At 50.0% G+C, this 23,512-nt stretch carries 15 protein-coding genes; 6 read left to right on the top strand and 9 right to left on the bottom strand.

Going from position 1 to position 23,512, the window contains the following annotated elements:
• Window positions 1-48 precede the first annotated feature (48 nt).
• The 4 genes from PRUTH_RS16850 to PRUTH_RS16835 are packed head-to-tail and all read right to left on the bottom strand — an operon-like array spanning window position 49 to window position 6,849.
• Window positions 49-1,053: a zinc-binding dehydrogenase gene (locus tag PRUTH_RS16850; RefSeq protein ID WP_151173967.1), complete on the bottom strand. Its 1,005-nt coding sequence runs from the start codon at window positions 1,051-1,053 to the stop codon at window positions 49-51.
• A 42-nt stretch (window positions 1,054-1,095) separates the two neighbouring features.
• On the bottom strand, window positions 1,096-2,520 hold the full coding sequence (locus PRUTH_RS16845; RefSeq protein ID WP_151173966.1) for a TolC family protein: 1,425 nt from the start codon (window positions 2,518-2,520) through the stop codon (window positions 1,096-1,098).
• Window positions 2,507-5,656, bottom strand: coding sequence for an efflux RND transporter permease subunit (locus tag PRUTH_RS16840; RefSeq protein WP_138588491.1), 3,150 nt, complete (start codon window positions 5,654-5,656; stop codon window positions 2,507-2,509). The genes PRUTH_RS16845 and PRUTH_RS16840 overlap by 14 nt, the downstream gene beginning before the upstream one ends.
• 8 nt (window positions 5,657-5,664) lie before the next feature.
• Entirely contained in the window at window positions 5,665-6,849 is a 1,185-nt protein-coding gene (locus PRUTH_RS16835; RefSeq protein WP_022943684.1) for an efflux RND transporter periplasmic adaptor subunit, read from the bottom strand.
• A 130-nt stretch (window positions 6,850-6,979) separates the two neighbouring features.
• Here PRUTH_RS16835 and PRUTH_RS16830 point away from each other — a divergent pair, with 130 nt between their 5' ends.
• Window positions 6,980-7,927 (top strand): LysR family transcriptional regulator, encoded by a 948-nt coding sequence (locus tag PRUTH_RS16830; RefSeq protein ID WP_022943685.1) that lies wholly within the window; start codon window positions 6,980-6,982, stop codon window positions 7,925-7,927.
• On the opposite strand, the gene PRUTH_RS16825 is transcribed toward PRUTH_RS16830, so the two are convergent.
• Entirely contained in the window at window positions 7,924-9,927 is a 2,004-nt protein-coding gene (locus tag PRUTH_RS16825) for a GAF domain-containing hybrid sensor histidine kinase/response regulator (protein WP_151173965.1), read from the bottom strand. The genes PRUTH_RS16830 and PRUTH_RS16825 overlap by 4 nt on opposite strands.
• A gap of 428 nt (window positions 9,928-10,355) precedes the next feature.
• Here PRUTH_RS16825 and PRUTH_RS16820 point away from each other — a divergent pair, with 428 nt between their 5' ends.
• Together PRUTH_RS16820 and PRUTH_RS16815 are read left to right on the top strand one after the other, a co-directional pair.
• The gene (locus PRUTH_RS16820) at window positions 10,356-12,911 is read left to right on the top strand and encodes a TonB-dependent receptor (RefSeq protein WP_151173964.1); all 2,556 of its coding nucleotides are present in this window, start codon (window positions 10,356-10,358) and stop codon (window positions 12,909-12,911) included.
• Window positions 12,912-13,180: 269 nt separating this feature from the next.
• Window positions 13,181-14,509, top strand: coding sequence for a TonB family protein (locus PRUTH_RS16815; RefSeq protein ID WP_151173963.1), 1,329 nt, complete (start codon window positions 13,181-13,183; stop codon window positions 14,507-14,509).
• Here the strand turns inward: PRUTH_RS16815 and PRUTH_RS16810 are convergent.
• A complete protein-coding gene (locus tag PRUTH_RS16810) occupies window positions 14,506-15,072 on the bottom strand; it encodes a hypothetical protein (RefSeq protein ID WP_151173962.1) in 567 nt (188 codons plus the stop codon). The two genes, PRUTH_RS16815 and PRUTH_RS16810, sit on opposite strands and share 4 nt — an antisense overlap.
• 32 nt (window positions 15,073-15,104) lie before the next feature.
• The gene (locus tag PRUTH_RS16805) at window positions 15,105-16,526 is read right to left on the bottom strand and encodes a winged helix-turn-helix domain-containing protein (protein WP_151173961.1); all 1,422 of its coding nucleotides are present in this window, start codon (window positions 16,524-16,526) and stop codon (window positions 15,105-15,107) included.
• A 128-nt stretch (window positions 16,527-16,654) separates the two neighbouring features.
• Here PRUTH_RS16805 and PRUTH_RS16800 point away from each other — a divergent pair, with 128 nt between their 5' ends.
• From PRUTH_RS16800 to PRUTH_RS16790, 3 genes are all read left to right on the top strand, one after another.
• The gene (locus PRUTH_RS16800; protein ID WP_170269008.1) at window positions 16,655-19,366 is read left to right on the top strand and encodes a TonB-dependent receptor; all 2,712 of its coding nucleotides are present in this window, start codon (window positions 16,655-16,657) and stop codon (window positions 19,364-19,366) included.
• Between the two features lie 275 nt (window positions 19,367-19,641).
• On the top strand, window positions 19,642-21,705 hold the full coding sequence (locus PRUTH_RS16795) for an alpha/beta hydrolase family protein (RefSeq protein WP_045978903.1): 2,064 nt from the start codon (window positions 19,642-19,644) through the stop codon (window positions 21,703-21,705).
• 240 nt (window positions 21,706-21,945) lie between these two features.
• Window positions 21,946-22,371 carry a hemerythrin domain-containing protein gene (locus tag PRUTH_RS16790; protein WP_138509268.1) on the top strand — a complete coding sequence of 142 codons (426 nt, stop codon included), beginning with the start codon at window positions 21,946-21,948 and terminating at the stop codon, window positions 22,369-22,371.
• Window positions 22,372-22,453: 82 nt separating this feature from the next.
• Here PRUTH_RS16790 and PRUTH_RS16785 read toward each other — a convergent pair whose 3' ends face one another.
• Window positions 22,454-22,876 carry a GNAT family N-acetyltransferase gene (locus PRUTH_RS16785; protein WP_151173959.1) on the bottom strand — a complete coding sequence of 141 codons (423 nt, stop codon included), beginning with the start codon at window positions 22,874-22,876 and terminating at the stop codon, window positions 22,454-22,456.
• A 112-nt stretch (window positions 22,877-22,988) separates the two neighbouring features.
• Window positions 22,989-23,198, bottom strand: coding sequence for a hypothetical protein (locus tag PRUTH_RS16780; RefSeq protein ID WP_151173958.1), 210 nt, complete (start codon window positions 23,196-23,198; stop codon window positions 22,989-22,991).
• Between the last annotated feature and the right edge of the window lie 314 nt (window positions 23,199-23,512).

The following is a 23,512-nucleotide window of genomic DNA, read 5'->3' as shown; positions in this document are numbered from 1 at the left end:
AAAAAGGGCGCTAAGCGCCCTTTTATAAAACAATTTGCTACACCCGCATTAAGGCTGAATTTTGACCACTGGGCGCAATCGCGCACTGTGATTGTATAAGGTCGTCAGCGCATCTCGCACTGCCGCTTCGGCAAACGGGATCACTTCCAGATCGGGGGCAATAATCGCTCCCGATTGCACGCCTCCAATCAACTGTTGCCCCATAAAGCTAAGCTTTTGCTGTGCGCATAAGCTGTTCGCCAGCCAAGCACCGCCGAGGGACACCACAGAGATGTTCGGTGCGCGGCGGAATAACAGTTCTTGGGGAATACTAGGAAAGCCATTCAAACAGGCGATGCGGCCACAAAAACGCAAATGCTCTAAGTCACATAAGAATGAATCACCACCACAGGTGTTAAGGATGGCATCAAAGCCGCCCGGACCCAGCTCATGTTTAATATTGCACTCCAGCCCTTCGCAATTGGCATCAAATACCACATCGGCCCCCAAAGCTTTCAGCCGCTCATGCTCCCCTGCTTCACTGTAAACGAACACCATAGCTCCGCGCAGCTTGGCATACTGAATAGCAAAATGCGCCACCGCCCCGCAGCCAGAGTCAATCAACAGACTGTCTCCTTCTTCAAGCTGCAGCTTGTCGAGCGCTGCTAAGGCCGTCATACCGGCATTGGGCAAGGTTGCTGCAACCTCACTCGGCACCTCAGCGGGGACTTCCGATACCGCATAGTTAGGAACGGTGGCATACTCTTTGAGCATGCCTTGCGAGCCGAGGCTGGCGTTAAACATCACCCGTGCGCCCTTGGCGGGAAACACGCCTGCGGGCGCGTTCAGTACCGTTCCCACCGCATCTAGGCCCAGCACATGAGGATATTGCCAATGGCAAAAGCCTTCTGCTGCCAGCTTGGCGTCGATGTGGTTTAACGCCACATATTCAATCGCCACTAACAACTCATTGTCATCAGCGACGGGAACGCTCTGCTTATTCATGCAAAGGGCAAATTGCGGCGACGGTTCATTGATCACCATCGTTGTCATTTGCTGTGCTGACTCTGCCATAACTCTGACTCACCTCTTAAATACTGTTCATGCGCAGAACCCCTAGATGACCGGCACCTTGTGCAGTGCGCGACTCCAACGCCCACTGAGCTCGGAATATACGCCAACCTGGGCATTGAGCCAAGTGTCACGCGTGATCAGGGTATCCTGCTGTGCTATTAAAACATCTTGACGGGCGTCCAACAACTCAAGGTATGGCAACTGCCCTTCCTCGTATGCAGCACGCGCTTGTGTATAAGCCTGTTGCGACGCTTGTAAACGCGATTGCGCCAAGTTCAATGTTTGCTGTTGTTGGAAAACGGTTTGCAGCGAAAGTTCCGCACTGGCTATGACATTACTCAAGGTTTGCCGATAGCTATGATACTGCGCCTGCGATAGGGCTTTTTGTTGCTGCAATTGTGCCAATAGCTCAGGGTAGCTAAACAGCGACCATTGCACTTGCGGCGTAACCTGCCACTGCCCCTGAGTCTGTTGAAAATGACTGCCACCTACGCCCAACACACCGGCAAACGCACTAAGGCTTACATCGGGGTACAACGCACGTTGAGCGCTGGTGCTCAACGCCGCCTGTTCGGTTAATTGGGCAACACTGCGGCGTACATCGGGGCGTTGCATAAGCGCTTGTTGTGGGTCTAACAAGGCGAGGTTGAGCGCCCACTGTTGATATTGCGCCTCGCTTAGCGCCGTTAGCTGGAGCTGCTGCGCGCTGCTATCGAGAATCATAGCTAAGGTGGCACGCTCGGCCAGCATCAAGGCTTGTAGCTGTGGCAGGCGTTGTTTGAGCTGGAAGTACTGTGAGCGGGTGCGATTGAGTTCAAACTCGGTCGCTACGCCCTCTTCGACTTGTACCGCCAGTATATCCATACTTTGCGATAACGCCTCAAGTTGCCGCTCGGTCAGCTGCTGTTGTTGGGCAAACCCTTGCCAACGCATATAGCTGCGCACCGTGGTAACCACCAGCTCTTTACTGAGCTGTTGATGTGCCGCAAGTTGGGCATGGGTGCGGGCACTGGCAGCATCAGCAAGCGCGCGCAGACGTCCTGATAAATCCAGCTGCCAATTGAGCACACCGCGCGCACTGGCCTGTTCCTGCACGCCACTATATGCAGTTTGAACGTTCTTACCACGCTGCGCTTGAGCATTCAGGCCACCATTGGGCCAGTAGGCAAACTCACTGACATCCAAATTGGCCAATGCCGCCTTAATACGTGCGCTGGCGGCTTGTAAGTCTTGGTTGCGCACCAACACGCTATCCACCAGCTGGTTTAGCTCATCACTATGCAGTTGCTGCCACCAACCGATTTCATCCGCACTGCGCTGCGCCATCAGCACCTGATTGCGCTCAAGGCGCTGCTGCGTTTGTTTGTCTGCCTGTTGCGCCTGAGCAATAACACGCTCGCCGGGAGCAGCGCAGCCTGCTAAGGCTGCGATACTCAGGGCAATGACACTCATTTTAGTTGTGTTCATGATGCGCTCCTTTTTGCCCTAAGGTCACCACATAGTAAAATACTGGCGTAAATAGTAGCCCAAATACAGTCACGCCAATCATGCCAAAGAACACCGCATTACCCATGGCATGGCGCATTTCTGCACCGGCCCCAGAGGCCAGTACCAAAGGCACAACCCCCGCTGTAAAGGCGATAGAGGTCATAAGAATCGGGCGTAAGCGCAAGCGACATGCTTCAATAATGGCCTGCCAATGACTGCGCCCTTGTTTGTGACTATCGCGGGCAAACTCCACCATCAAAATGGCATTCTTAGAGGCCAACGCCACCAATACAATTAAGGCGATTTGCGTGAAGATATTATTGTCGCCACCAAGTAGCCACACTCCCAGTAATGCCGAGAAAATCGTCATCGGTACAATCATAATAATCGCCAACGGCAAGCGTAAACTTTCGTACTGCGCCGCCAACACCATAAATACCAACAGCACCACTAAGGGGAATACGTAGACCATGGTATTACCGGCAAGAATTTGCTGATAGGTGACTTCGGTCCACTCATAGGCGATGCCGTTAGGCAAGGTGTCGCTGAGCACCTGCTCAATGGCCAACTTCGCTTGATCTGAGCTGTAACCCGGTGCCGGACTGCCGTTTAGCTCGGCACTGGGGTAGCCGTTGTAGTGCATGACACGATCAGGGCCGGTGGTAGGCGTGACCTTTAATACCGAGCCTAGAGGCACCATGTCGCCACTGCGATTACGCACTTTAAGCTGGGCGATTTGCTCGCGTTGCTGGCGATAATCAGCATCGGCTTGGGCTGTCACCTGATAGGTGCGACCAAAGACATTAAAGTCATTCACATACAGTGAGCCCAAATACACTTGCAGCGCATCAAACACCTCATTGAGCGGGATCCCCTGCAGCAGTGCTTGCTCGCGGTCGATATCAATGTTCATTTGCGGCACTTGAATCCTGAAGCTGGAGTATAACCCCGTTAACTCCGGTTGCTGACGCGCCTCGGCGATGACTTTTTGCAGCGCGGAAAAGAGCGCCTCAAAGCCTTTATTTGCTCTGTCTTCAAGCTGCAACTTAAAGCCACCTGTGGTGCCAAGGCCTTGAATGGGCGGCGGTGGAAACACTGCAACATAGGCTTCATCAATAGCCGCAAAACGCTGGTTAAGCTGGGCTGCGATAGCGTGTGCCGACATGCTCGGATCACTGCGCTTATCAAAGTCATCAAGGGGCGTGAACACAATGCCGCTGTTGGTGCTATTGGTAAACCCGTTCACCGATAACCCAGGGAAAGACACGGTATTAGCCACACCGGGAACTTGCAGCGCAATTTTCTCCATTTGCTGCACCACTTTGTGGGTACGCTCTAAACTGGCCGCGTCGGGCAATTGCGCCACCGCAACCAAATATTGCTTATCTTGCGCCGGAATAAACCCACCCGGGACTTGCTGAAATAACCCCACGGTGGAGCCCACTAATACCACGTACACGGCACCGACGACCACACTCATGCGCAATAGCTTTTTAACCAGTCGCTCATAGCCGTTGGCGCCTTTGTCAAAGAGGCGATTAAAAGGTTTAAATAGCCAAGTTCCAAATAACCGCTCCAACAGCTGTGTTAGCTTGTCAGGCTTGGCATCATGGGGCTTAAGCAATAAAGCAGACAACGCTGGCGATAAGGTTAAGGAGTTAAACGCCGAGATAAGCGTGGAGATAGTAATGGTTAACGCGAACTGCTTATAAAACTGACCCGATAGCCCGGTGATAAACGCCGTGGGAATAAACACCGCACATAACACCAAGGCAATGGCGATAATGGGCCCGGTCACTTCGGTCATGGCAATGCGCGTGGCCGCCAATGGGCTATGGCCATTTTCAATATTACGCTCGACATTTTCGACCACCACAATGGCATCATCAACAACAATGCCGATGGCCAGTACCAGCCCAAATAACGACAAGGTGTTAATCGATACACCGAGCCACTGCATCACCGCGAAAGTACCAATGAGCGAGACCGGCACCGCAATAAGCGGAATAATGGATGCACGCCAGGTTTGCAGGAATAAGATCACCACCACTACAACCAGTAGAATCGCCTCCAGCAAGGTTTTGATCACCGCATCAATCGAGCCGCGCACAAACACGGTAGGGTCGTAGGCAATATCGTATTCTACGCCAGCAGGAAAGTCTTGTGACAGGCGCGCCATGGTTGCACGAACATTATCAGAAAGTTCAATGGCGTTCGAACCCGGACGCTGGAAAATCGGAATGGCTAACGCCGGTTGCCCGTCTAGCATCGCCCGCAGGGCGTAGTTGTCTTGCCCTAACTCGATACGAGCGACATCGGCTAAGCGGGTAATTGCGCCGTTGTCATCAACACGCACCACCACCTGCTCAAACTCGTCAACGCTGGATAATCGCCCTTTGACGTTTAGCAACACTTGAAACTGACTGCTCGTTGGTGAAGGCTGCGCGCCCAGGCTACCCGCTGCGACTTGCTGGTTTTGCTCACGCAGCGCCGCAACCACATCCATAGCCGTTAGCTGACGCTCGGCCAGCGCACTGGGGTTGAGCCACACGCGCATAGCGTATTTACCACCACCAAACATCTGCACATCGCCAACACTGCTCAGGCGTGCCAACTCATCCTTGATATACAAATCGGCATAGTTCGACATGTACGAGGTATCGTGGGTCTTTTCAGGAGAATAGAGGTGAACCACCATAGCCAAATTCGGCGAGGACTTTTGGGCCACCACGCCTAAGCGCTGCACTTCTTGCGGCAATCGCGGCAAGGCGCTATTCACTCGGTTTTGGACCTGCACCTGAGCGCGATCCAGATCTGTTCCCAAGGCAAAGGTCACCGTCAGGGTGAGGCGGCCATCACTGGTGGCTTGAGAAGACATGTACAACATGTTCTCAAGGCCGTTTATTTCCTGCTCTAACGGCGTGGCAACGGTCTCAGCGATCACCTTAGGGTTAGCGCCGGGGTATGTGGCATTGACCACCACCGTAGGCGGCACTACCTCAGGGTATTCACTGACCGGTAGCTGAAATAATGAAATAGCCCCGGTGATCACAAACACCAAAGACAACATGGCCGCAAAAATCGGCCGGTTTATAAAAAAGTGTGAAAAATTCATACGCTCCCCTAACGCGCTGCGCTTAATGCATTATCAGCGCCCTGCGCCGGTGCCATAACAAAGCGCGTATCGCTAAAGTTAAGCGGGATTTCGTTCACCGACACCGTCATACCAGGGCCAACACGCGCAGGACCATTGGCAACCACCAATTCACCCGGCTCCAGTCCTGATTGGATAGCACGAAACTCACCATAACGCTCACCGAGCTGCACTCGGCGGTATTGCAAGGTGTTATCGCCATCAACGGTCAGCACAAAACGGTTTTTCAAATCGGTGCCGATGGCGCGCTCCGGAACAATGGCTGTTGGGCTGGCCCCTTGTGCCGCTAAATTAATGCGCGCAAAAGCACCAGGCTTTAACTGATGAGCGACAGCGTCAAATACCGCACGGATGCGCAAGGTTCCGGTTCTGGCATTAATTTCATTGTCGATAAAATCAATGCGCCCGGTGATAGCCTCGCCCTCTGCACTTTTACGCAAGTTTTGTAGAATAACGCGCGCCTGAGATTGCGCGTTAATACCGGCAAAATCTTGATACCAAGTGCGCTCGTCAACATTAAAGTAAGCATAAACACGGTCGTTAGAGACAATACGCGTTAACACATCTTGCCCTGCGGTGATGTGGTTGCCGGCTGTGATTTCGGCGCGGGAGATAACGCCATTAATCGGCGAGCGTATGGTCGCAAACGCTAAATCGAGCTCGGCGGCTTGCAGCTCAGCTTTAAGGGCACTGCGCTCGGCTTGACGCTGCTTTAAAATAGCATCGCGTTGTCCTGCTTGCTCGGTGGACATGGCATTTTTTGCCAGTAGACGCTGCGCCCGCTGCGCCTCACGCTCGGCCTGTGCCAATGCTGCTGAATTGCTGATCAATTGCGCTTTTAAACGGTCCACTTGGGCGGCAAAAGGACGTGGGTCAATTTGAAATAACGGCTGACCTTTTTGTACCTGCTCACCCTCACTAAAAAAGGTTTGCGTAATTTGCCCAGACACCCGGCTTTTCAGCGCCACTTTGCTCGGCGCCTCCAACCGAGTGGTGAAACTGTGCCAACGCTGCGCGGGTTGCATTTGCACGCTGGCCACATCGATGGTCATCATTGGCCCCTGAGGGGTTGCTTGCTGGCTGGCTTGCTCCGAGCAGCCTGCTAGTATCAAGGCAGCACTTAATAGTACCGCTGTTGTTTGCGCCAATCGCATAGTTTATCTCCTTGTTCGAAAGTACTGTCGATCCTAAGGAAAGCGATTGATGATAAAAATAGTGGTTTTATAAAAACATTAATGCCAGAATGGCACCAATAAATCATCGCACTGTCATGCAGGCCGCACTATGGATACCACAAGCCGTTTAATTATGCTGCTCGAAGTGGTTGAGCAAGGCTCTTTTTCTAAAGCCGCAGAGATGCGCAATATCGATCGCTCGGTGATCTCAAAGCAAATTAGTAAGCTCGAAGATGAACTCGGTGTGCGATTGCTCAATAGAACCACTCGTTCATTTTCGCTTACGGCAGCGGGCGCAGAAATGGTGAAAAAAGCCAAAGAACTGCGCTTGCTGCTCAATGACACCGTGCAATTGGCGGAAAACTACCACCAAGAGCCACGCGGTTTGCTGCGTATCACTACCTCCACTATTTTGGGCCGGCGCTACATACAGCCGGTGATCAATGATTTTCAAAAGCGCTTTCCCCAGGTGAGCATTGATATGCGTTTGGACGATCGCTTAGTGGATATGGTTTCTGAAGGCTTTGACTTGGCCTTTCGCGTAGGTGAGCCCCGCGATTCATCTTTGATTGCACGAAAGCTGGCTCGTAACCGCGTGCTACTGCTGGCTACTCCGCAGTTTGTCAATGCCTATGGCGAGCCGCAAAGTATGGAGGAGTTGGGTAAACTGCCTGCGGCCACTTATCATAGTGCGCACAAGCGCGTCGATACTATTAGCTACATCAATGATCAGGGTGAGCAGTGTGAACAAGGGATCAATGCGGTCTACAGCGCCAATGATGGCGAGGTATTGCTGGATAAAGTGCTCTCGCATACGGCCTACGTGTTAGCGCCTGCTTTTTTAATTAACGACGAGATTAAGAGCGGTAAATTAGTGCCGTTGCTGCCCCATATTACTCTACCCGATTACAGTGCCATGTACGCCTTGTACCCACACCGTGATTTACCGGTGCGAACACGGCTTTTCCTTGATGCTGTGCGCCATTACATTGGTGAAGGGGTGCCACGTTGGGAGCGTAATATTCCCGGCTTAGATAACTTGTATCAGGGCCGTTAACGCCCGTGTAATGCATCGGTAATTTGCGTAAAGCCAACTGGTTTACCGATAAAGCTGTCCATTCCCGCCTCCAAGCAACGCTTTTTATCAAGCTCGGAAGTATTGGCTGTGAGCGCAATAATATGGGGCTGCTTTATATCTGCGTTACCGCGTATTTGTGCCGTGGCGCCAAAGCCATCTAGCACCGGCATCACGCAGTCCATAAAAACCACGTCATAACCGTCCTGTGTGTTACCCACCAACTCCACCGCTTGCTCGCCATGCTCGGCAAAATCGGCATTTAATCCCAGTTTACCTAACAACGCTTTCATTACTACGCGGTTCATCTGGTTATCATCAACCACTAAGATGCGTAAATCAGGGTTGATCCCTTGGGTATCAGGCAGGCTTCGCAGCTGCGTGGCAATCGGCTCGCCCTTCGCAAGCTTGATAGTAAAGGCGAACTGACTGCCCTGGTCGGGCTCACTCTCAACCTCAACATGGCCACCCATTAACCGGCACAGCTCATAGACAATCGACAAACCCAGACCGGTGCCGCCAAATTCACGGGCTATATGCGAACCACCTTGGGTGAAAGGCGTAAACAATGCCTTTTGTACTTGTTCATTCATGCCCACACCGGTATCTACAACCTGGGCCTGCAAGGTGTAACCTGTATTACTTTCAACAAGTTGGGCACTTAAGGTAATGCTGCCTTGATGGGTAAACTTGAGGGCATTACTGAGCAAGTTGGTGAGGATTTGTTTGATTCTCATGCCATCGGCTTTTACCCAAGCTTCGTTACTGACATCGAATTGATGGTTCAGGGTAATGCCTTTTTGCGCGCACAAAGGTTGATAGACAGAGATCACATCATTAAGTAATAGCCCGACATTCAGGTCTTGATGCTCTAAGTGCATCTGCCCTGCATCTATCTTCGAATAATCAAGTACATCATTGACCAAGCGTACTAAGGTATCAGCACCACTGAGCGCGAGCTCAACACGCTGTGAGATCACCTGTAAATCTTCCTCTCCTTGCATCGCTAGCAACATGCCGTTAATGCCATTGATGGGGGTTCGCAGTTCATGACTGATTTTTGCTAAAAAGGCACTGCGGGTACTCAATAGGTGCTCGGCTTGCTCACGTTGCTGCGCGAGGGCTAGACGTGTGTTGACAATATCCGTGATATCTTGAATTGCACCATTTATACGCACGCATTGACCCTGTTCACACTCTGGTTTGCCCTTTATCGCCACCCATTTTTGTTGACCATCTCGGGCAGTCAATGCAACCTCACAGCTCCAGGGTTGGTGCTCAGCAATTGCATGATTGATGTGCTGTTCAATTTTGTCCCGCTCAGTTGGCACGTAGAATGATAGCGCTTCACTTAAGGTCGGTTGAAAATCATCAGTGACACCATGAATGACTTTGGTTTGTTTTGACCAATATAAGCTATCGCGCACTAAGTCGACCTCCCAGGCACCGATTAGCGCCAGCTCACTCATGGCTTTAAGGGATTGATGTTGCAGTCTAAGTGCTTGAATGTCTTGATACCTGGCTATCTCAATACCTATCCACTGCCCGAGTAAGGTCACGTAATCGAGCTGCTCACGAGTAAACGCTTGATGGTGAATATTTGGCGAGGAAAAGTTGATGGTGCCATAGACTCGACCCGCCACCTCAATAGGTGCACCAATGTAACTTTCCAATTGGAAGTTGATGTAACAAGGGTGGGTTGCGATATCGCTATTTCCTGCGTGCTCAAACGCCAAAGCGGACTTGGCATGCAGTGTATGCGTGCAGTAGGTTTCACCGAGGTTAAAATGTGTTCCTACAGCTAATGAATCATCAGGGGTAATAACATGCTCAACAATGTAGTCTTTACCATCAATTCGGCTGACAATAGCGATATCCAGAGCAAATTCATCAAGGCCAAAGCGCATTAAACGATGCACTTTTTCAAAGAAGCTGAGCTGTTGATCTGAGGTGATCTGATGTAGTCGAGCCAGTGTGCTCACGCAAATCCTTAGCAGCATTAAGCGAAAAAATAGCGGAGTATCCCCGCTGGGTACTCACTCTAGTATCACCAATAACAGCCGAATTATCTACCTCAGTGTAAAAATTCAGCCTTTGTTCGCAGCTAGACATAAAAAAACGCTCAAACCACGAATAAGTAAACTTAATTTATTTACCGGACCCCAAAATAAGCTTCAACTAAAAATAATTAATAATTATAGAGATAAAAAATAAAACCCAGTAATTCATAACTTTTCATAGTGATTCAAGACTCAAAATGCGTACTCGACCTAGGTTGATGGCAGACAAATGATAACGCTGTCATTTGTCGTGTTTGTAGCAGTCAAATAATAACTAAATGCGCTCCTTCGGGCAGTGTGCCGCCACAGGCCGAGCACAAGGGAGCACAACAACACCAAGGGGAAAGTTTATGAGTCATCAACTCACACCCGTCGCTTGGGCCATTGGCCTTGCTTGCATTGCGGGGTCGTTTAGCAAACCGGTGCAAGCGCAACAGCCGCAGGCCACCAGCAGCGATATGGAAGTGATTCAAGTGCGTGGTATTCGTTCCAGCGTAGTGCGTTCGATGAATACCAAACGCTATGCCAATGCGGTCGTCGATGCCGTTACCGCAGAAGATATTGGCAAATTTCCGGACCAAAATGTTGCCGAGTCGCTGCAGCGTATTACTGGCGTATCCATCACTCGCAGTTACGGTGAGGGCGAGCGTGTCAGTATTCGCGGTACACCAGAAAGCCAAAACCGGACGTTGCTCAACGGCCAAGCGGTGGGCTCCGCCGATTGGTGGACCAACTCAGCACCCAGTCGTGGCTTTAATTACACCATGCTGCCCTCAGAGATTGTTTCTGGGCTGGAAGTGTATAAATCACCAGAAGCCGACCTAGATGAAGGCTCTATTGGCGGCACCGTGATCGTGAAAACACGTAAACCATTGGACTTGCCCGCCCACAAGATTGCCGGCTCGGCATTAGCGCAATACAGCGAGGTATCCGGTGAGACCGATCCGCAGCTATCGGTAATGTACAACTATAAAAATGAGCAAGAGAATTTCGGTGCGCTATTGTCGTTAATTCGCCAAGAGCGCAACCTTCGACGCGATGGTATCGAAGCTTGGAGTTGGATAGACAGAAACATTACCACCACAGCGGGCGATACCTATAGCAATGTCTACAGCCCAGGAGGCGGCGGCTCAGCGATGTTCACCCAGGAACGCGTGCGCACGGGTTACACACTGGCATTGCAATATCGTCCCACCGATGAGCTCGACATCAGTTTCAACGCTTTAGATTTTACCTTAGATGCCGACAACACCAACCAAAACTTCCTTTGGTTACCCGGATACGGTGGCTCTAACTACCTTGATGCTGAAGTCATCGACCACCCCGTTGTTGGCGATATGCTGGTCGCTGGGACCTTAGGGTTATCTCCTGATGGCAATAATATCTTGGATGAAACTAAGGTACGTAACTCGCAAATAGATACGCTTTCTTATGACTTAAAAGTGGTGCACCAAGGTGTACTTTGGAAAAGCAGTGTACACCTTGGCTATACCGAAGGCAGCGGCGGTAGCCAAGCTGACCGCAGTGTCGGCTGGGAGGGTAACTATCAGCATAGTTTCGATACCAGTCTGGTTGAGGATGTACGCACTGAATATGGCGCCGATCCAGCGGATGGTCGTAATTGGGACTTAGGTTTTTTACGCTATGACAGCAATGATGCCAAAGATGACGAAAGCTACATTCAATTCGATTTTGAACGCCCTATTGATGTAGCGGTATTTAGCGCTATTAAACTAGGTGTAAAGTATCGCGACCATACGCGCTTTAATACGAAACACACCACCGATGCGCGTACCGATCTGGGTTGGAACCTTGGCGACTATGCCAACACCATGCCCAGTGACTATCTTGACGGTTTAGGCAGTCCCGGCACGCTCACTAATTATGCCATTACTGACTCTGACAGAGTCCGTCGCGAGGGCGATGCCCTAGACTGGCAATACCGTGTCCTAAAAGCCAGTACTTTTGAGATAAGCGAGAAAATAACCGCAGGCTATGTCAAAGCCACGATTGATGTCGAAGGTATGCGCGGCAACTTGGGAGTACGCTTGGTTCAAACACAGCAAGACTCGGGCGCCTACGCGGGTGCCGAAGGCGCACAGGTGTGGACACAACAAGATAAAGACTATTTCGATATTCTCCCAAGTATCAACTTGGCTATCGACCTGAATGACGACTTGTTGATGCGCTTTAGTGCAGCGCGAGTGATGTCGCGCCCGGATTACGCAGACTTGAGCTCGGCCACCTCCTATAACAAGGAAACCCAGACCGGAACCGGAGGGAATCCTGACCTCGACCCTTATCGCGCTGATCAGTTTGATACTGGCTTAGAGTGGTACTTCAATGAAGCAGGGCTACTATCTGGCGTGTTCTTTTACAAAGACATTCAATCGTTTATTGATAGCACACCCAACTTTGAGGTACATGAAGGAGTTGAAATATTAATTAGCCGCCCCGTTAATGGTCGTGCTGGGCGCATTCAAGGCTTAGAACTTGGCTACCAGCAAGAGTTGTATCAAGGTTTTGGCATCGGTGCCAACTACACCTATGTCGACGGTGAGGCGAAAAATGATGAGGGTGACGATGTTACCATTCCTGGTAACTCAAAACACACCATCAACCTCAGCGCATACTACGAGAGTGCGCGCTTTAGTGGCCGTATTTCATATAACTATCGCACCGGTTACGACACCGGCCGAGATTGGCCCGGGTACATCGATGATTATGGTCAAATTGACGCCAATCTGACCTACAACATTAATGATAACGTCGCGGTGGTGTTAGAAGCCATTAACCTCACCGATGAGCATACGTTCAGCTATCAGGAGGAGGATGTAAAACAAGCCCTGACCTCGGTCTATGCCGATGGCCGACGATTTACCGCCGGCGTACGCTTTAACTTTTAGCCCCTTCCCCTCAATATCAACTCTGCCACTTATCGTTGGTATTGAGGGTGTTAGCAGCCATGCGCGGCTAGCACAGGCCCGCCAAGGAGGCCATCTCCACGACCATAGGCAACGGGCCTTTATCCCCTAATGGGGAAGCTAATAGCCCTTTGGCAAGGTGCCAATGATTATATGCTGTTAGCTTTTTTTTCACTTAGTTTGTACAATTGAGTCGTTTTAAATCGCCAGAAGAAGCGCTTTGTTGCTGATATTAAAAGGCTTTGCTTATATTGCGCCGTACTAACCTCGCCTCAACGACCTTTGTTATATTGTTGGTATCGCTCAGTTATGCGCTGCCGGTACGTGGCGATCTTGCTAGTGCCACCAAAGCCTACCAAGCGCAACAATACACTGAGGCGTATCAGCAATTTAAAACCCTAGCGACGCTGGGTAATGTCGATGCACTCTATAATTTAGCAGTGATGAATTTACACGGCCAAGGCCGTGAGCAAAACCTTAACAAAGCCTTTAGTTACTTTGTGTTAGCCGGTGATTATGGCTTGTCTGCAGCCGATAACCATGCCCGCCTCATTGCGCAACAATTAGAGCATAACCCCGAGCACAGCGAGATCTTCACGCAGTTGGCGCATCAATTCGATATTAGGGAGCATAACCGTCGCTTGGGGTTCGAAAACAGTGACCTTGGCAATACCTCCACGCTCAGTACGACCTATCAAGTACAACCTAACTACCCCAGCCATGCGATTGAAAAAGGCATAGAGGGCTGGGTTTGGGCCGAGTTCGATATTGACGCCAGTGGCGCGGTAAAAAATACCGTGGTTATTGATGCCTACCCACCCCATGTGTTTGAAGAAAGCGTCCTTGCGGCGCTAAAGCGCTGGCGTTATGTCCCGCCCGAAAGCCAAAATGCCCGTCGCGGGCGTTCCTTGCTGTATCACTTCAATACTCATAAAGGTGAGCGCTATCGACAAAGTTTCACTAGCCAACAACGCCTTTATGCAGAAGAGATCAGTGCGCTTGTCGAGGCGGCAGAGCAAGGACAAAGCGACATTCAGTACCGCATTGCCACTTGGCTCAGCTCTGAGCAGTACAATGTCAGTCAATTACTTAAAGCGCACTGGCCAGATAACGATGCCAACATCACCTTATTGCGCGCCAGCGCGCAAAATAACAACGCTAAAGCGCAGTACCGCTTAGCAAAAAAATTGCTTAACAACAGTGATCCACGCACTCGCCAGATTGGCCTAAATTGGCTCCGTGTGGCCGCCAACAATCAACTGAGCGCTGCGCAATGGACCTTGAGCTTACACACCACCAACTCCGAGCGCAAAATGTGGCTCAAACGCAGCGCCAAGCAAGGTCATTTACGCGCTCAGATTGACTTGGTGCAGCTACTACTTGAGGAGCCAAAAAGCGCTGAGCAAGACATAACTTTTTGGCTGAACCAAGCACAACAACAGGACAACACGCACCCTGACTTATTGTGGGCTCAGGCCCTATTTAATAAGCATCGCGGCCGACCCTATCAGCAGCTTATGTCGCAAGCCCGACAACAAGCACAGTCACGAGGCTGGTCTGAGGCTGCATATCAAGATTAAAGGGTATTGATGACGATATCGTACTCAAAGTCAGTAACTTGGTTGTACACTAAACGCGAGCCATCGCTGGATGTCGCCAAAGACAACGATACATCGGCGCCGTAACCATAAAAACCAAGCTCGCCAATATACGTATTCTGCCTTGGATTGTGTGTGTAACGATACAAACTCAGCTGATGCCCTTGGCGAATCACATAATAAATGCCCCCATTGAATATCGCCGGTCGATAGATACGCATTGAATCAGCAATCATATCGCTGGGGATAAAGGCGCTAATACGTGCTTGCCACACTGCTAAAGGCTCATTTTGCGGCGCTAGCTTATCGCTGCTAGGGGACGCCACCCGAGAGTCTAAATCATATTGCCATACCTTCCATGGCACGTTTTCATCATCGCGGATATGATACTGGATGTGCTTATCATTGGCGCTAAACTGCGCCATCTTCAGGCCATATTGGGGATCCACTATCTGCACCAGCGTGCGCGAGAACACATGCAGTAAATACAGGCTATTATCAACATTGTGTATCAATAAGTAGTCGCCATCGTGGGAGTAACGCATAGATTTAATGCGGGTATTAGCAGGGAATGAAGCTAATAAGCTTGGTGAGCTTTGCTGCTGGCGCTTTGCCAAATTTCAACGGGCAGGTTCCTAGGATCGCCTGCTTTGGCATATGAGGCGTAAGCCAGCTGCTCGCCATTGGCTGACAAAGTGGGGATCACATCGAGGCGTGTTGATGAACTTAACTGGGCTGAATGAAGCGTCCCTGGAGAGCGCCACGTGGCGGCAAAAAGGTTGACTCCAAAACTCCCCTCATTATGCACCACTCGCGTGCCCGCTTCGCTATGACTTACACTCAAATCCTGACCTAACGCAGCGGTGTCGCCAAAGCTTTGCTTCCCACCATCTAAGGTAACCAGGTGCAGCTTTTGCGCACCCACCCAAAGCCCATTTTCAGACCAGGTAAGACTTTGAATGGGGTGAGTGGAGGTAAACAACTGTTGTTGTGAGCCGCTATCGATATGTCGCACCCAAACCTGAAACTGATTTCGTTCGCTGACCACATACGCCAACTGATTATCCTGGCTTAACGCCGCCACTATGCTAGGCAGCTGAGCAATAACTTGGCGCTGGGTTAAGTGCGCTCGGGCCTGCAATTGCAAGCGATACGTCACCAGAGCAATCTCACCTTGGTGCCATTCAAATAGCCATACCGTGTCGGCACTGGGCCAAAACACCGGGCTGCCTCCCACTCGTTGCTGACAGTGCCCTAAACTGATGTCTTTTGCTAGACGCCAAAGCTCAACGGGCTGCGATGTCGGCAAAAGACGTAAGTCACAGCCAAATGCATCAAGGCGCTCATACAGCAGCCAGTGACCGTCTTTGGAAAAGGCCAACGCCTGTTCACTATACCCTGAAGTGCGAATGCTGTGGTGGGCATGGCTGTGGGTGTCGTAAATCATTAAATCAAAATGTCGGCGGTTTTCAGCACGTTGCGAATAGGCTAGATAACGGCCATGATGTGAAAGCGTTAAATGGGTCTCGCCACCGGGAGCTGAGGAAGCCCGGTATTGTTCACTAAAGTGCTGCACTGAAGAGCCTTTCGGCCACACCCACATTAGGATAACAAGGGCCAGTGTCAGTGCTGCCATCCCGAGCCAAGGCAACCGCTTATTAAACGCAGAACGCTGAATAGTTACAGGCGTAACCTCAGCAATAAGTTGATAGCCAATGCGCGGGACGGTTCTAATAAATCGAGGTTGCCCCTTATCATCGGCTAACTTTTTGCGCAGCTGGGTGACCAATTGGCTCAACGAGTTATCGCTCACCACCACATCGCCCCATACCGCATTGAGAATATGCTCGCGACTCACGGCCTCGCCCGGACGCTCGGCAAGTACCCGCAACAGCGCACATTGCTTTGCCTCCAAAGGATACCAACGACCCTGGCGACGCACGCGCATGGCCGCAAAGTCGACAAGGATATCGCCGATATAACATGATTGATTTGCCACAGCCGGGTTATTCAAAATGTTCGCAAGGTTAAAAAGTGGTTAATGATTGCCAAGCACGATATGATACCTCAACTTTGCGCTTTTATTAGTCGCTTAGCTTGATTTTACTGAGCATGGTGAGGTTGAAGATGCGTGCCCTAACACCCAGTCGTCGTTATTTATCTTTCGCTAGATTAACATTTTATTTCATCTTAAGCGTCCCTTTTTTGGCATATGCCGAGCAACAAGCCCAGCCTTCGCGCACTAAGGTGAGCATCAAAGGCTTAGAAACCATTGAAATTCGGGGCTTTCGTGACAGCGCTGTCAAATCACTCAGTGAAAAACGGCACCACGATGGTGTCAGCGAAGTGATCAATGCAGAAGACATCGGCCAGTTTCCAGATAAAAATGTCGCCGAGGCCCTGCAACGATTAACCGGCATTTCCTTGTTTAGAGCGCAAGGAGAAGGTGAGCGTATCGGTGTGCGCGGCACCACCGCTGAACAAAACCGCACTTATTTAAACGGCCAATATCTAGCAAGTAGCGATTGGTGGATCTCCAGCTTACCTAGTCGCGGCTTCAACTTTACCCTGTTACCAAGCGAAATTGTCCACTCGGTGAGTGTATTAAAAACCCCACAAGCTAAGCATGACGAGGGCTCTTTAGGCGGGGCCATTAATATCACCACCCCTTCACCCCTTGATAACTATGGGCCAAGGACCGTGCTCGCCGCGCAGCTGCAATATAACGATCTTAGCCGCGCCTTCGACCCTCAATTTACGCTCCATAGTGAATGGCAAAATTCCGCTCATACCTTGGGCGTCATCGTGAGTTATACCCATAATCAACGCAGTGTGCGTCGCGATGGACTGGAGTCTTGGGGCTGGGATGACCGCCATTTCAGCCAGCAAGGCACACGCTTATACCCCTTGCTTGAAGAGCAAAACCCGGCTCAAAGCATCCAGCTTTGGTCACCCGGGGGCGGTGGCTCAGCGGTATTTCAGCAACAGCGGGAGCTAAATACCTTGATGATTGCCGCGCAGTACGTACCCAATCCGCGTTGGCGATTTGCCTTGACCTCCTTGTACTCGCATTTGGATGCTGACAACACCAATCAGAATTTTCTTTGGCAACCCAGTAATGTGTATGCTCGCGGTGGCCATCTCAGTGATTATCATGTTATCGATAATGTGCTCGCCTACGGCGCATACACCCAAGTGCCTGCAGATAACCCCAGCTCGCAACCGTTTAACACTGCGATGGAAGCTATATGGAGAGATTCTGCCATCGCCACCACCAGTAATACCCTCACAGCCACCTGGCAGCGAGGGTTATGGCAAGCTCAATACCAACTCGGCATGAGTCGAGGCAGTGGTGGCACACGAGAAGACCACACCACACAGTTTTCGGCAAATACCGCATTTCGTGTCGACACTCGCCAGCGACAAAACATCATCGCTGAATATGAGGTAGCGGCCACCGATGCACAGCAGTGGTTACTCAGTGACATTCGCAATGACGCTCAGGATGCCGAAGACGAACAGTGGTATACCCAACTTGACATCACTCGCGCGGTGGATCATAGCGTTATTAATAAACTAGAGCTGGGTATCAAAGCCCGCGACCACCAACGAAGCTTCGCTCGCCGGCGCTCTATTGGCGGCGATTACACTGGTTTAGCCGGAGATTTAAGCTGGCGTCTAAGTCAATTTTCAGCGCCCTTCCCTGAGCGCTATTTACGCCATATTGGCAGCAGCGATACTTTGAAACGTTACGCCTATGCCGATACCCAAGCGCTGGCAAAGCAATATCGTAGTATTGACTTTCAGCAGTACGAAGAGCGACCCAGCCGCTTTGAAATTAACGAGCGTTCATTGGCCGGTTATACCCAGATTCAGGTAGGGGCTGACACCTGGCAAGGGAACCTGGGGGTGCGCTTGGTGGCCACCGAGCAGCAAGCCGAAGCCTATGCCGGCCCAGCCCACTCGGGCGGAACCCAGTCAGGCCGAACCCATTCGGGCGGAACCCATTCAGTGGCAAACGCCAGTACTGTGCAACTCGGGCAATGGCAACAAAGCCGACGCCGCTACTGGGATTTTTTACCTAGCTTAAACCTCAGTAGCCACTTAAGTGACAACTTACTGCTACGCCTTGGTGCGGCGCGGGTGATGTCTCGTCCGCAGTATCATCACCTTATGCCCTCAACCAACTACAACGTCACCCAAGCGCAAGGCCAAGGCGGCAATCCACAGTTGGACCCTTATCGCGCCAACCAATTTGATGCCGCCTTAGAGTGGTATTTTAATGATATAGGTTTGCTCTCTGGCACCGTGTTTATGAAGGACATTGCTTCGTTTATTGAATTCGAGCGCCGACAGGAGGAGCATGAGGGCATTTTGATGACCATAGATAGGCCCACCAACGGTGCGGGCGGCACCATAACCGGTGCAGAACTCGCATTACAGCATGAGTTTTGGTACGGCTTTGGGGTGCTGGCCAATTACACTTATGTACAAGGCTCTCGTGAAGCTCACTCTGCGGGGACACTCAATGCCATCCCCGGGACGTCAAAGCATTCGGTGAATTTTTCTGTTTATTATCAACAGCCATTGTTTGATGTTCGCTTGGCTTACAACTACCGGACCCGCTATGCCACCGGCGTAGGCGAAACCTTCATGGATAACTATGGCCAACTTGACGCCAGCGTTCGCGTCAACCTAACCGAGCAATTACAACTGAACCTAGATGTAATCAATCTCAATAATGAAATCACCTACCTGTATGAGCGTAGTCACTTGGCGCCCACTGGCATTTACGAAAATGGTCGGCGTTTTTACACGGGCCTGCGCTACACATTTTAAAGGCAAAATGTAACTTTCTGTCAACTTGGGTAATAGTATGTAAAACACGGAATTATTAGTCGTTTAGTGCGTCTTAGAGATAACTAATAAAGAGAGTGCGCAATCGTACTCGCTAATGTTTTTAGCCATTGCATAGATAGTAAACCCAATCCCAACCTTAGGGGCTCCAGCATGGGGCCCTTTTATCGCAGCCAGTGTGACCTTGAGCGCAAACACTGGCTTTCACTTGTTGCTTTTGTACAATAGCCAAAGCTAATAACAAGTGAAGGACTAACATGAAACTACTGACAACAGCGTTAGCGCTGGCAACAGCCATGGGCACCAGCCTATCGGCCCAGGCCAGTGATACCATTACCGTTGAAGATATTCCGAAAATTAAAAGTGTGATCCAAACCGCCATCAGTCCAGATGGCGAGCAGGTTGCCTTTACGCGCTCTTTACCACGCGAGCTGTACGTTGATAAAAATGGCTACAACTACAGTGAACTCTATGTGGTTGATGACGAAGGCGTAGAGCGCCCTTTTATCACCGGCAAGGTAAATATTAAAAGCATTAGCTGGTCAGCAGACGGTCAAGACATCTATTTCCTCGCCAAACTAGGCGAAGACAAACACACCGCCTTGTACCACATTCCGGTAGACGGTGGTCAAGCTCAGCAAGTGTTTGCCCTGAAAGGCCGCTCAATCTCCAGCTACGAGCTTAGCCCAACAGGTAAGCAAGTCGCAATCCTGGCCATGCCAAGCAAAGATAAGTCGGAAAAAGAGCTAAAGAAATTAGGCTTTATGGCTGAGGTGTATGAGCAAGGGCTGAAAAACAAGCAACTGCATTTAATTGATCTAGCCAAAGCTGACAAGCCGCTAGACCCTGAAGCAATCGACATTGATGGCTATGTTAGCGACATGAACTATGCTGACGATGGCAGCAAATTATTAGTCAAAACTCAGCCGACGGCATTGATTGATGATAAATACATGAAGTCGCAGTGGCACTTGTTTGATGTCCAAAGCAAGGCCGTTACGCTGTCGTTTAAAACGGAAGGGAAATTAGGCGATGCCGAACTTTCTCATGATGGTCGTTATGTAGCTATTTTAGGCGCCGAAGATAAACACGACCCCGCCACCGGCCGTTTATATTTAGCCGATACGCAAAGTGGCGAGATTAAGGAGTGGTTACCTGATTTTATGGGCCACATTGCCGATATTGAATGGGCCAACACCGAAAACACCCTTAACTTTATTGCCGCTGTAAGCCCTGAAACCTTTGTTGGGCAAATTGAGGTAGGCGATGAGGACTATGACACCTTGATTGAGCAAGGCGAATTTATTGCCAGTCGTTTGAGCGTGTCTGACTCGGATAAAACTATCGCGCTACGCGCAAACACCGCCAAGCACCCGAACGAAGTATTTATGATCCGTGGTGATGAGGCAACGCGCCTGAGCGATTCAAACCCATGGCTCAACGATAAGCGTTTTGCCAAACAGCAAGCGCTTAGCTTTGAAGCGCGCGATGGTGTAGAGATTGGCGGCGTCTTGGTATATCCATTGGATTATCAAGAAGGTCAGCGTTACCCACTGATCATGGCCGTGCATGGCGGTCCAGAAAGTCACGACAAGAACGGCTGGGTAACCAGTTATTCTGATCCGGGACAAATGGGCGCGGCGCGCGGGTATGCGGTCTTTTACCCGAACTATCGCGGCTCTACAGGTAAAGGCGTTGCATACTCTAAGCTGGGCCAAAATGACTACGCTGGCAAAGAGTTCGACGATCTTGTCGATATGAAGCAATACTTGGTAAAAATGGGCTTAGTCGATAGCGACCGTGTTGGTATTACCGGCGGCTCTTACGGTGGTTATGCATCAGCCTGGGGCGCCACTAAGTTAACCGAGCATTTCGCAGCCAGTGTGATGTTCGTTGGCGTGACCAACCAGCTTTCTAAGTTCGGTACTACCGACATTTCCAACGAAATGTACTTAGTACATGCACGCTCTTACCCATGGGAAAAATGGCAGTGGTATTTAGAACGTAGCCCAATTTACTGGGCGGGTCAGTCAAAAACACCGCTATTGATTATGCATGGTAAAGACGATCCCCGTGTACACCCAGCGCAATCAATGGAGCTATATCGCTACATGAAGGTGCAAGGCAAAGACGTTCGTTTAGTGTACTACCCAGGTGAAGGTCATGGTAACCGCCGTGTCGCTGCGCAGTATGACTACAGCCTGCGCTTAATGCGCTGGATGGATAATTACCTGATGGAAGGCAACAAAGACATGCCTGATTACAAAATTGACCACGCCAGTAAATTAAAAGCAGTTAAAGACGCCAACAAAGCGGACTAAGCTGTACTCCTTGAGAAGCCTGCATCACGCAGGCTTTTTCATCTTAACAATTAACGTTCTGTTGTATGACTTCCGCCCGCGTGCCTAAATGGCGACTTAATGTGGTGAATTTTCCATTTTTACTTGTAAAAGCTACATTGCCTCACTTCTTTAAAATAAAAAACATTTACTAATCATGCACTTGAAATATGGCATTTGACTTGCTCTGTGTAGTTGGTAGCAAAGTAAAAAGGAGACACTATGACCATATTTGAAGCACTACGTCATGACCATGACACCCAACGTAAGCTCATTGATAAATTGATCGAGACCAGCGGTGACACTAAAACACGCCATGGCCTGTTGGAAAAACTCAAACATGAGCTGCAAGAGCATGCCAAATTTGAAGAGCGTTACTTCTATGACCCACTTATTTTTAAAGACCTAACTCAAGAAAAAGCGCGTCACAGCATTGCCGAACATCATGATATTGACGAACTGATCGAAGAGCTTGAAAGCACAGATATGAGCTCACCTGCTTGGCTGGCAACGGCGAAAAAGTTACACCACAAAGTGCACCATCACCTGGATGAAGAAGAACAAGAGGTATTTCAATTAGCTGGGCGTGCCTTAAGTGATAAACAAAAACACGATTTGGCGCAAAAATACGATGCGAATATGCACTAAGCCGTAACAGTGATGACGCCGCTGCATCTAGACAACTAGGTGCAGCCCTATCCAAGCTAGGCGATAAACTCACTTACCCTTGCTATACATCCACCATTGAGAAGTGATGGCTGGCGATGTTAAAACCCTCACGCAGATAGAATCGATGTGCCGCAAAGCGTTGAACGCCCGAGTCTAAGTGAATTTGCTCACATTTATTAGCCCGCGCGTAAGTTTTAAACCAATCCAGTAAAAATTGACCTACACCACGCGAGCGATGCTTCGCATTAGTCACCAAATCCTCAATATAGATATGTTTACCCCAAGCCAGTTTTTCACCAATACTGAACCCTGCCACCGCAAGCACTCCTTGTGAGGATTTCACATACACAAGCTGGTAATGATGTAGTTGTTGCTTGTCAATTTGCGCAGATAAAGCATCGAGAGAATACTGCGGGCGAAGCTGTAATAACACTTCCAGCACCGCTTTATAATCAGCATCCTTTTCAAGAAATTTAACTTCCATGATGTCTTCCTTATTTCAGCGAGATTTTAAGTTGTGCATAGAAAATTTTGATAATAGTGACTATCGCCTGTGTGCACCGAGCACTTATTTGGACACCGGCGCTGTATACACATTAGCGGTTTATCAAACCGTACAACACCAAAGCGAGTCCACCGGCGCTTTGCAACGCGATTATGAGCCAATACAACACAGGAAAGCGAGCTTTGGATACGTCAAACCACACCCACCAATCGAGGAGCAATACGGTGTCAGTTTCCTCCTTGCGATAGTCCCAATAAGTAATCGCGAGCACGACCAACCCCAGAAATATTAAAAAATACACGTCAAAATCCTTTAAGCCGACTAGAAACTCAATACCGAGCGCTCAGGTGTGGTTGCTTGATCCTAAAATGCCCCACCTTCATGCCATTGATAGCAAATTTAGCCAAACGGTTCTAGCTTTAATAATTTAAACGCGGTAGCGATGACACAAAGCTAATCTAGACGAAGGATTCAATAGCGATGAGGAAATACGCCCCAGTTTATTAACCTACCAATGAGTTTCTATTTTGGTGGCAAGTGATGACTATTTCTGATATTAATCTTGTATATTAGAAAGACGTATCTTTTAAATTGAGTCGCGAACCTAACTCGACC

Origin of the sequence: Pseudoalteromonas ruthenica, assembly GCF_008808095.1 — a bacterium.
GTDB classification, from domain to species: Bacteria; Pseudomonadota; Gammaproteobacteria; order Enterobacterales; family Alteromonadaceae; genus Pseudoalteromonas; species Pseudoalteromonas ruthenica.
The sequence above is the reverse complement of the archived record's forward strand: the minus strand, read 5'-3'. Positions and strand labels throughout refer to the sequence as shown.

Coding starts and splice junctions, on each gene's coding strand:
- PRUTH_RS16830 (WP_022943685.1), top strand. CDS start 6,980: ATGGATACCACAAGCCGTTTAATTATGCTGCTCGAAGTGGTTGAGCAA.
- PRUTH_RS16845 (WP_151173966.1), bottom strand. CDS start 2,520: ATGAACACAACTAAAATGAGTGTCATTGCCCTGAGTATCGCAGCCTTA.
- PRUTH_RS16850 (WP_151173967.1), bottom strand. CDS start 1,053: ATGGCAGAGTCAGCACAGCAAATGACAACGATGGTGATCAATGAACCG.
- PRUTH_RS16790 (WP_138509268.1), top strand. CDS start 21,946: ATGACCATATTTGAAGCACTACGTCATGACCATGACACCCAACGTAAG.
- PRUTH_RS16840 (WP_138588491.1), bottom strand. CDS start 5,656: ATGAATTTTTCACACTTTTTTATAAACCGGCCGATTTTTGCGGCCATG.
- PRUTH_RS16785 (WP_151173959.1), bottom strand. CDS start 22,876: ATGGAAGTTAAATTTCTTGAAAAGGATGCTGATTATAAAGCGGTGCTG.
- PRUTH_RS16800 (WP_170269008.1), top strand. CDS start 16,655: ATGCGTGCCCTAACACCCAGTCGTCGTTATTTATCTTTCGCTAGATTA.
- PRUTH_RS16835 (WP_022943684.1), bottom strand. CDS start 6,849: ATGCGATTGGCGCAAACAACAGCGGTACTATTAAGTGCTGCCTTGATA.
- PRUTH_RS16820 (WP_151173964.1), top strand. CDS start 10,356: ATGAGTCATCAACTCACACCCGTCGCTTGGGCCATTGGCCTTGCTTGC.
- PRUTH_RS16810 (WP_151173962.1), bottom strand. CDS start 15,072: ATGCGTTACTCCCACGATGGCGACTACTTATTGATACACAATGTTGAT.
- PRUTH_RS16795 (WP_045978903.1), top strand. CDS start 19,642: ATGAAACTACTGACAACAGCGTTAGCGCTGGCAACAGCCATGGGCACC.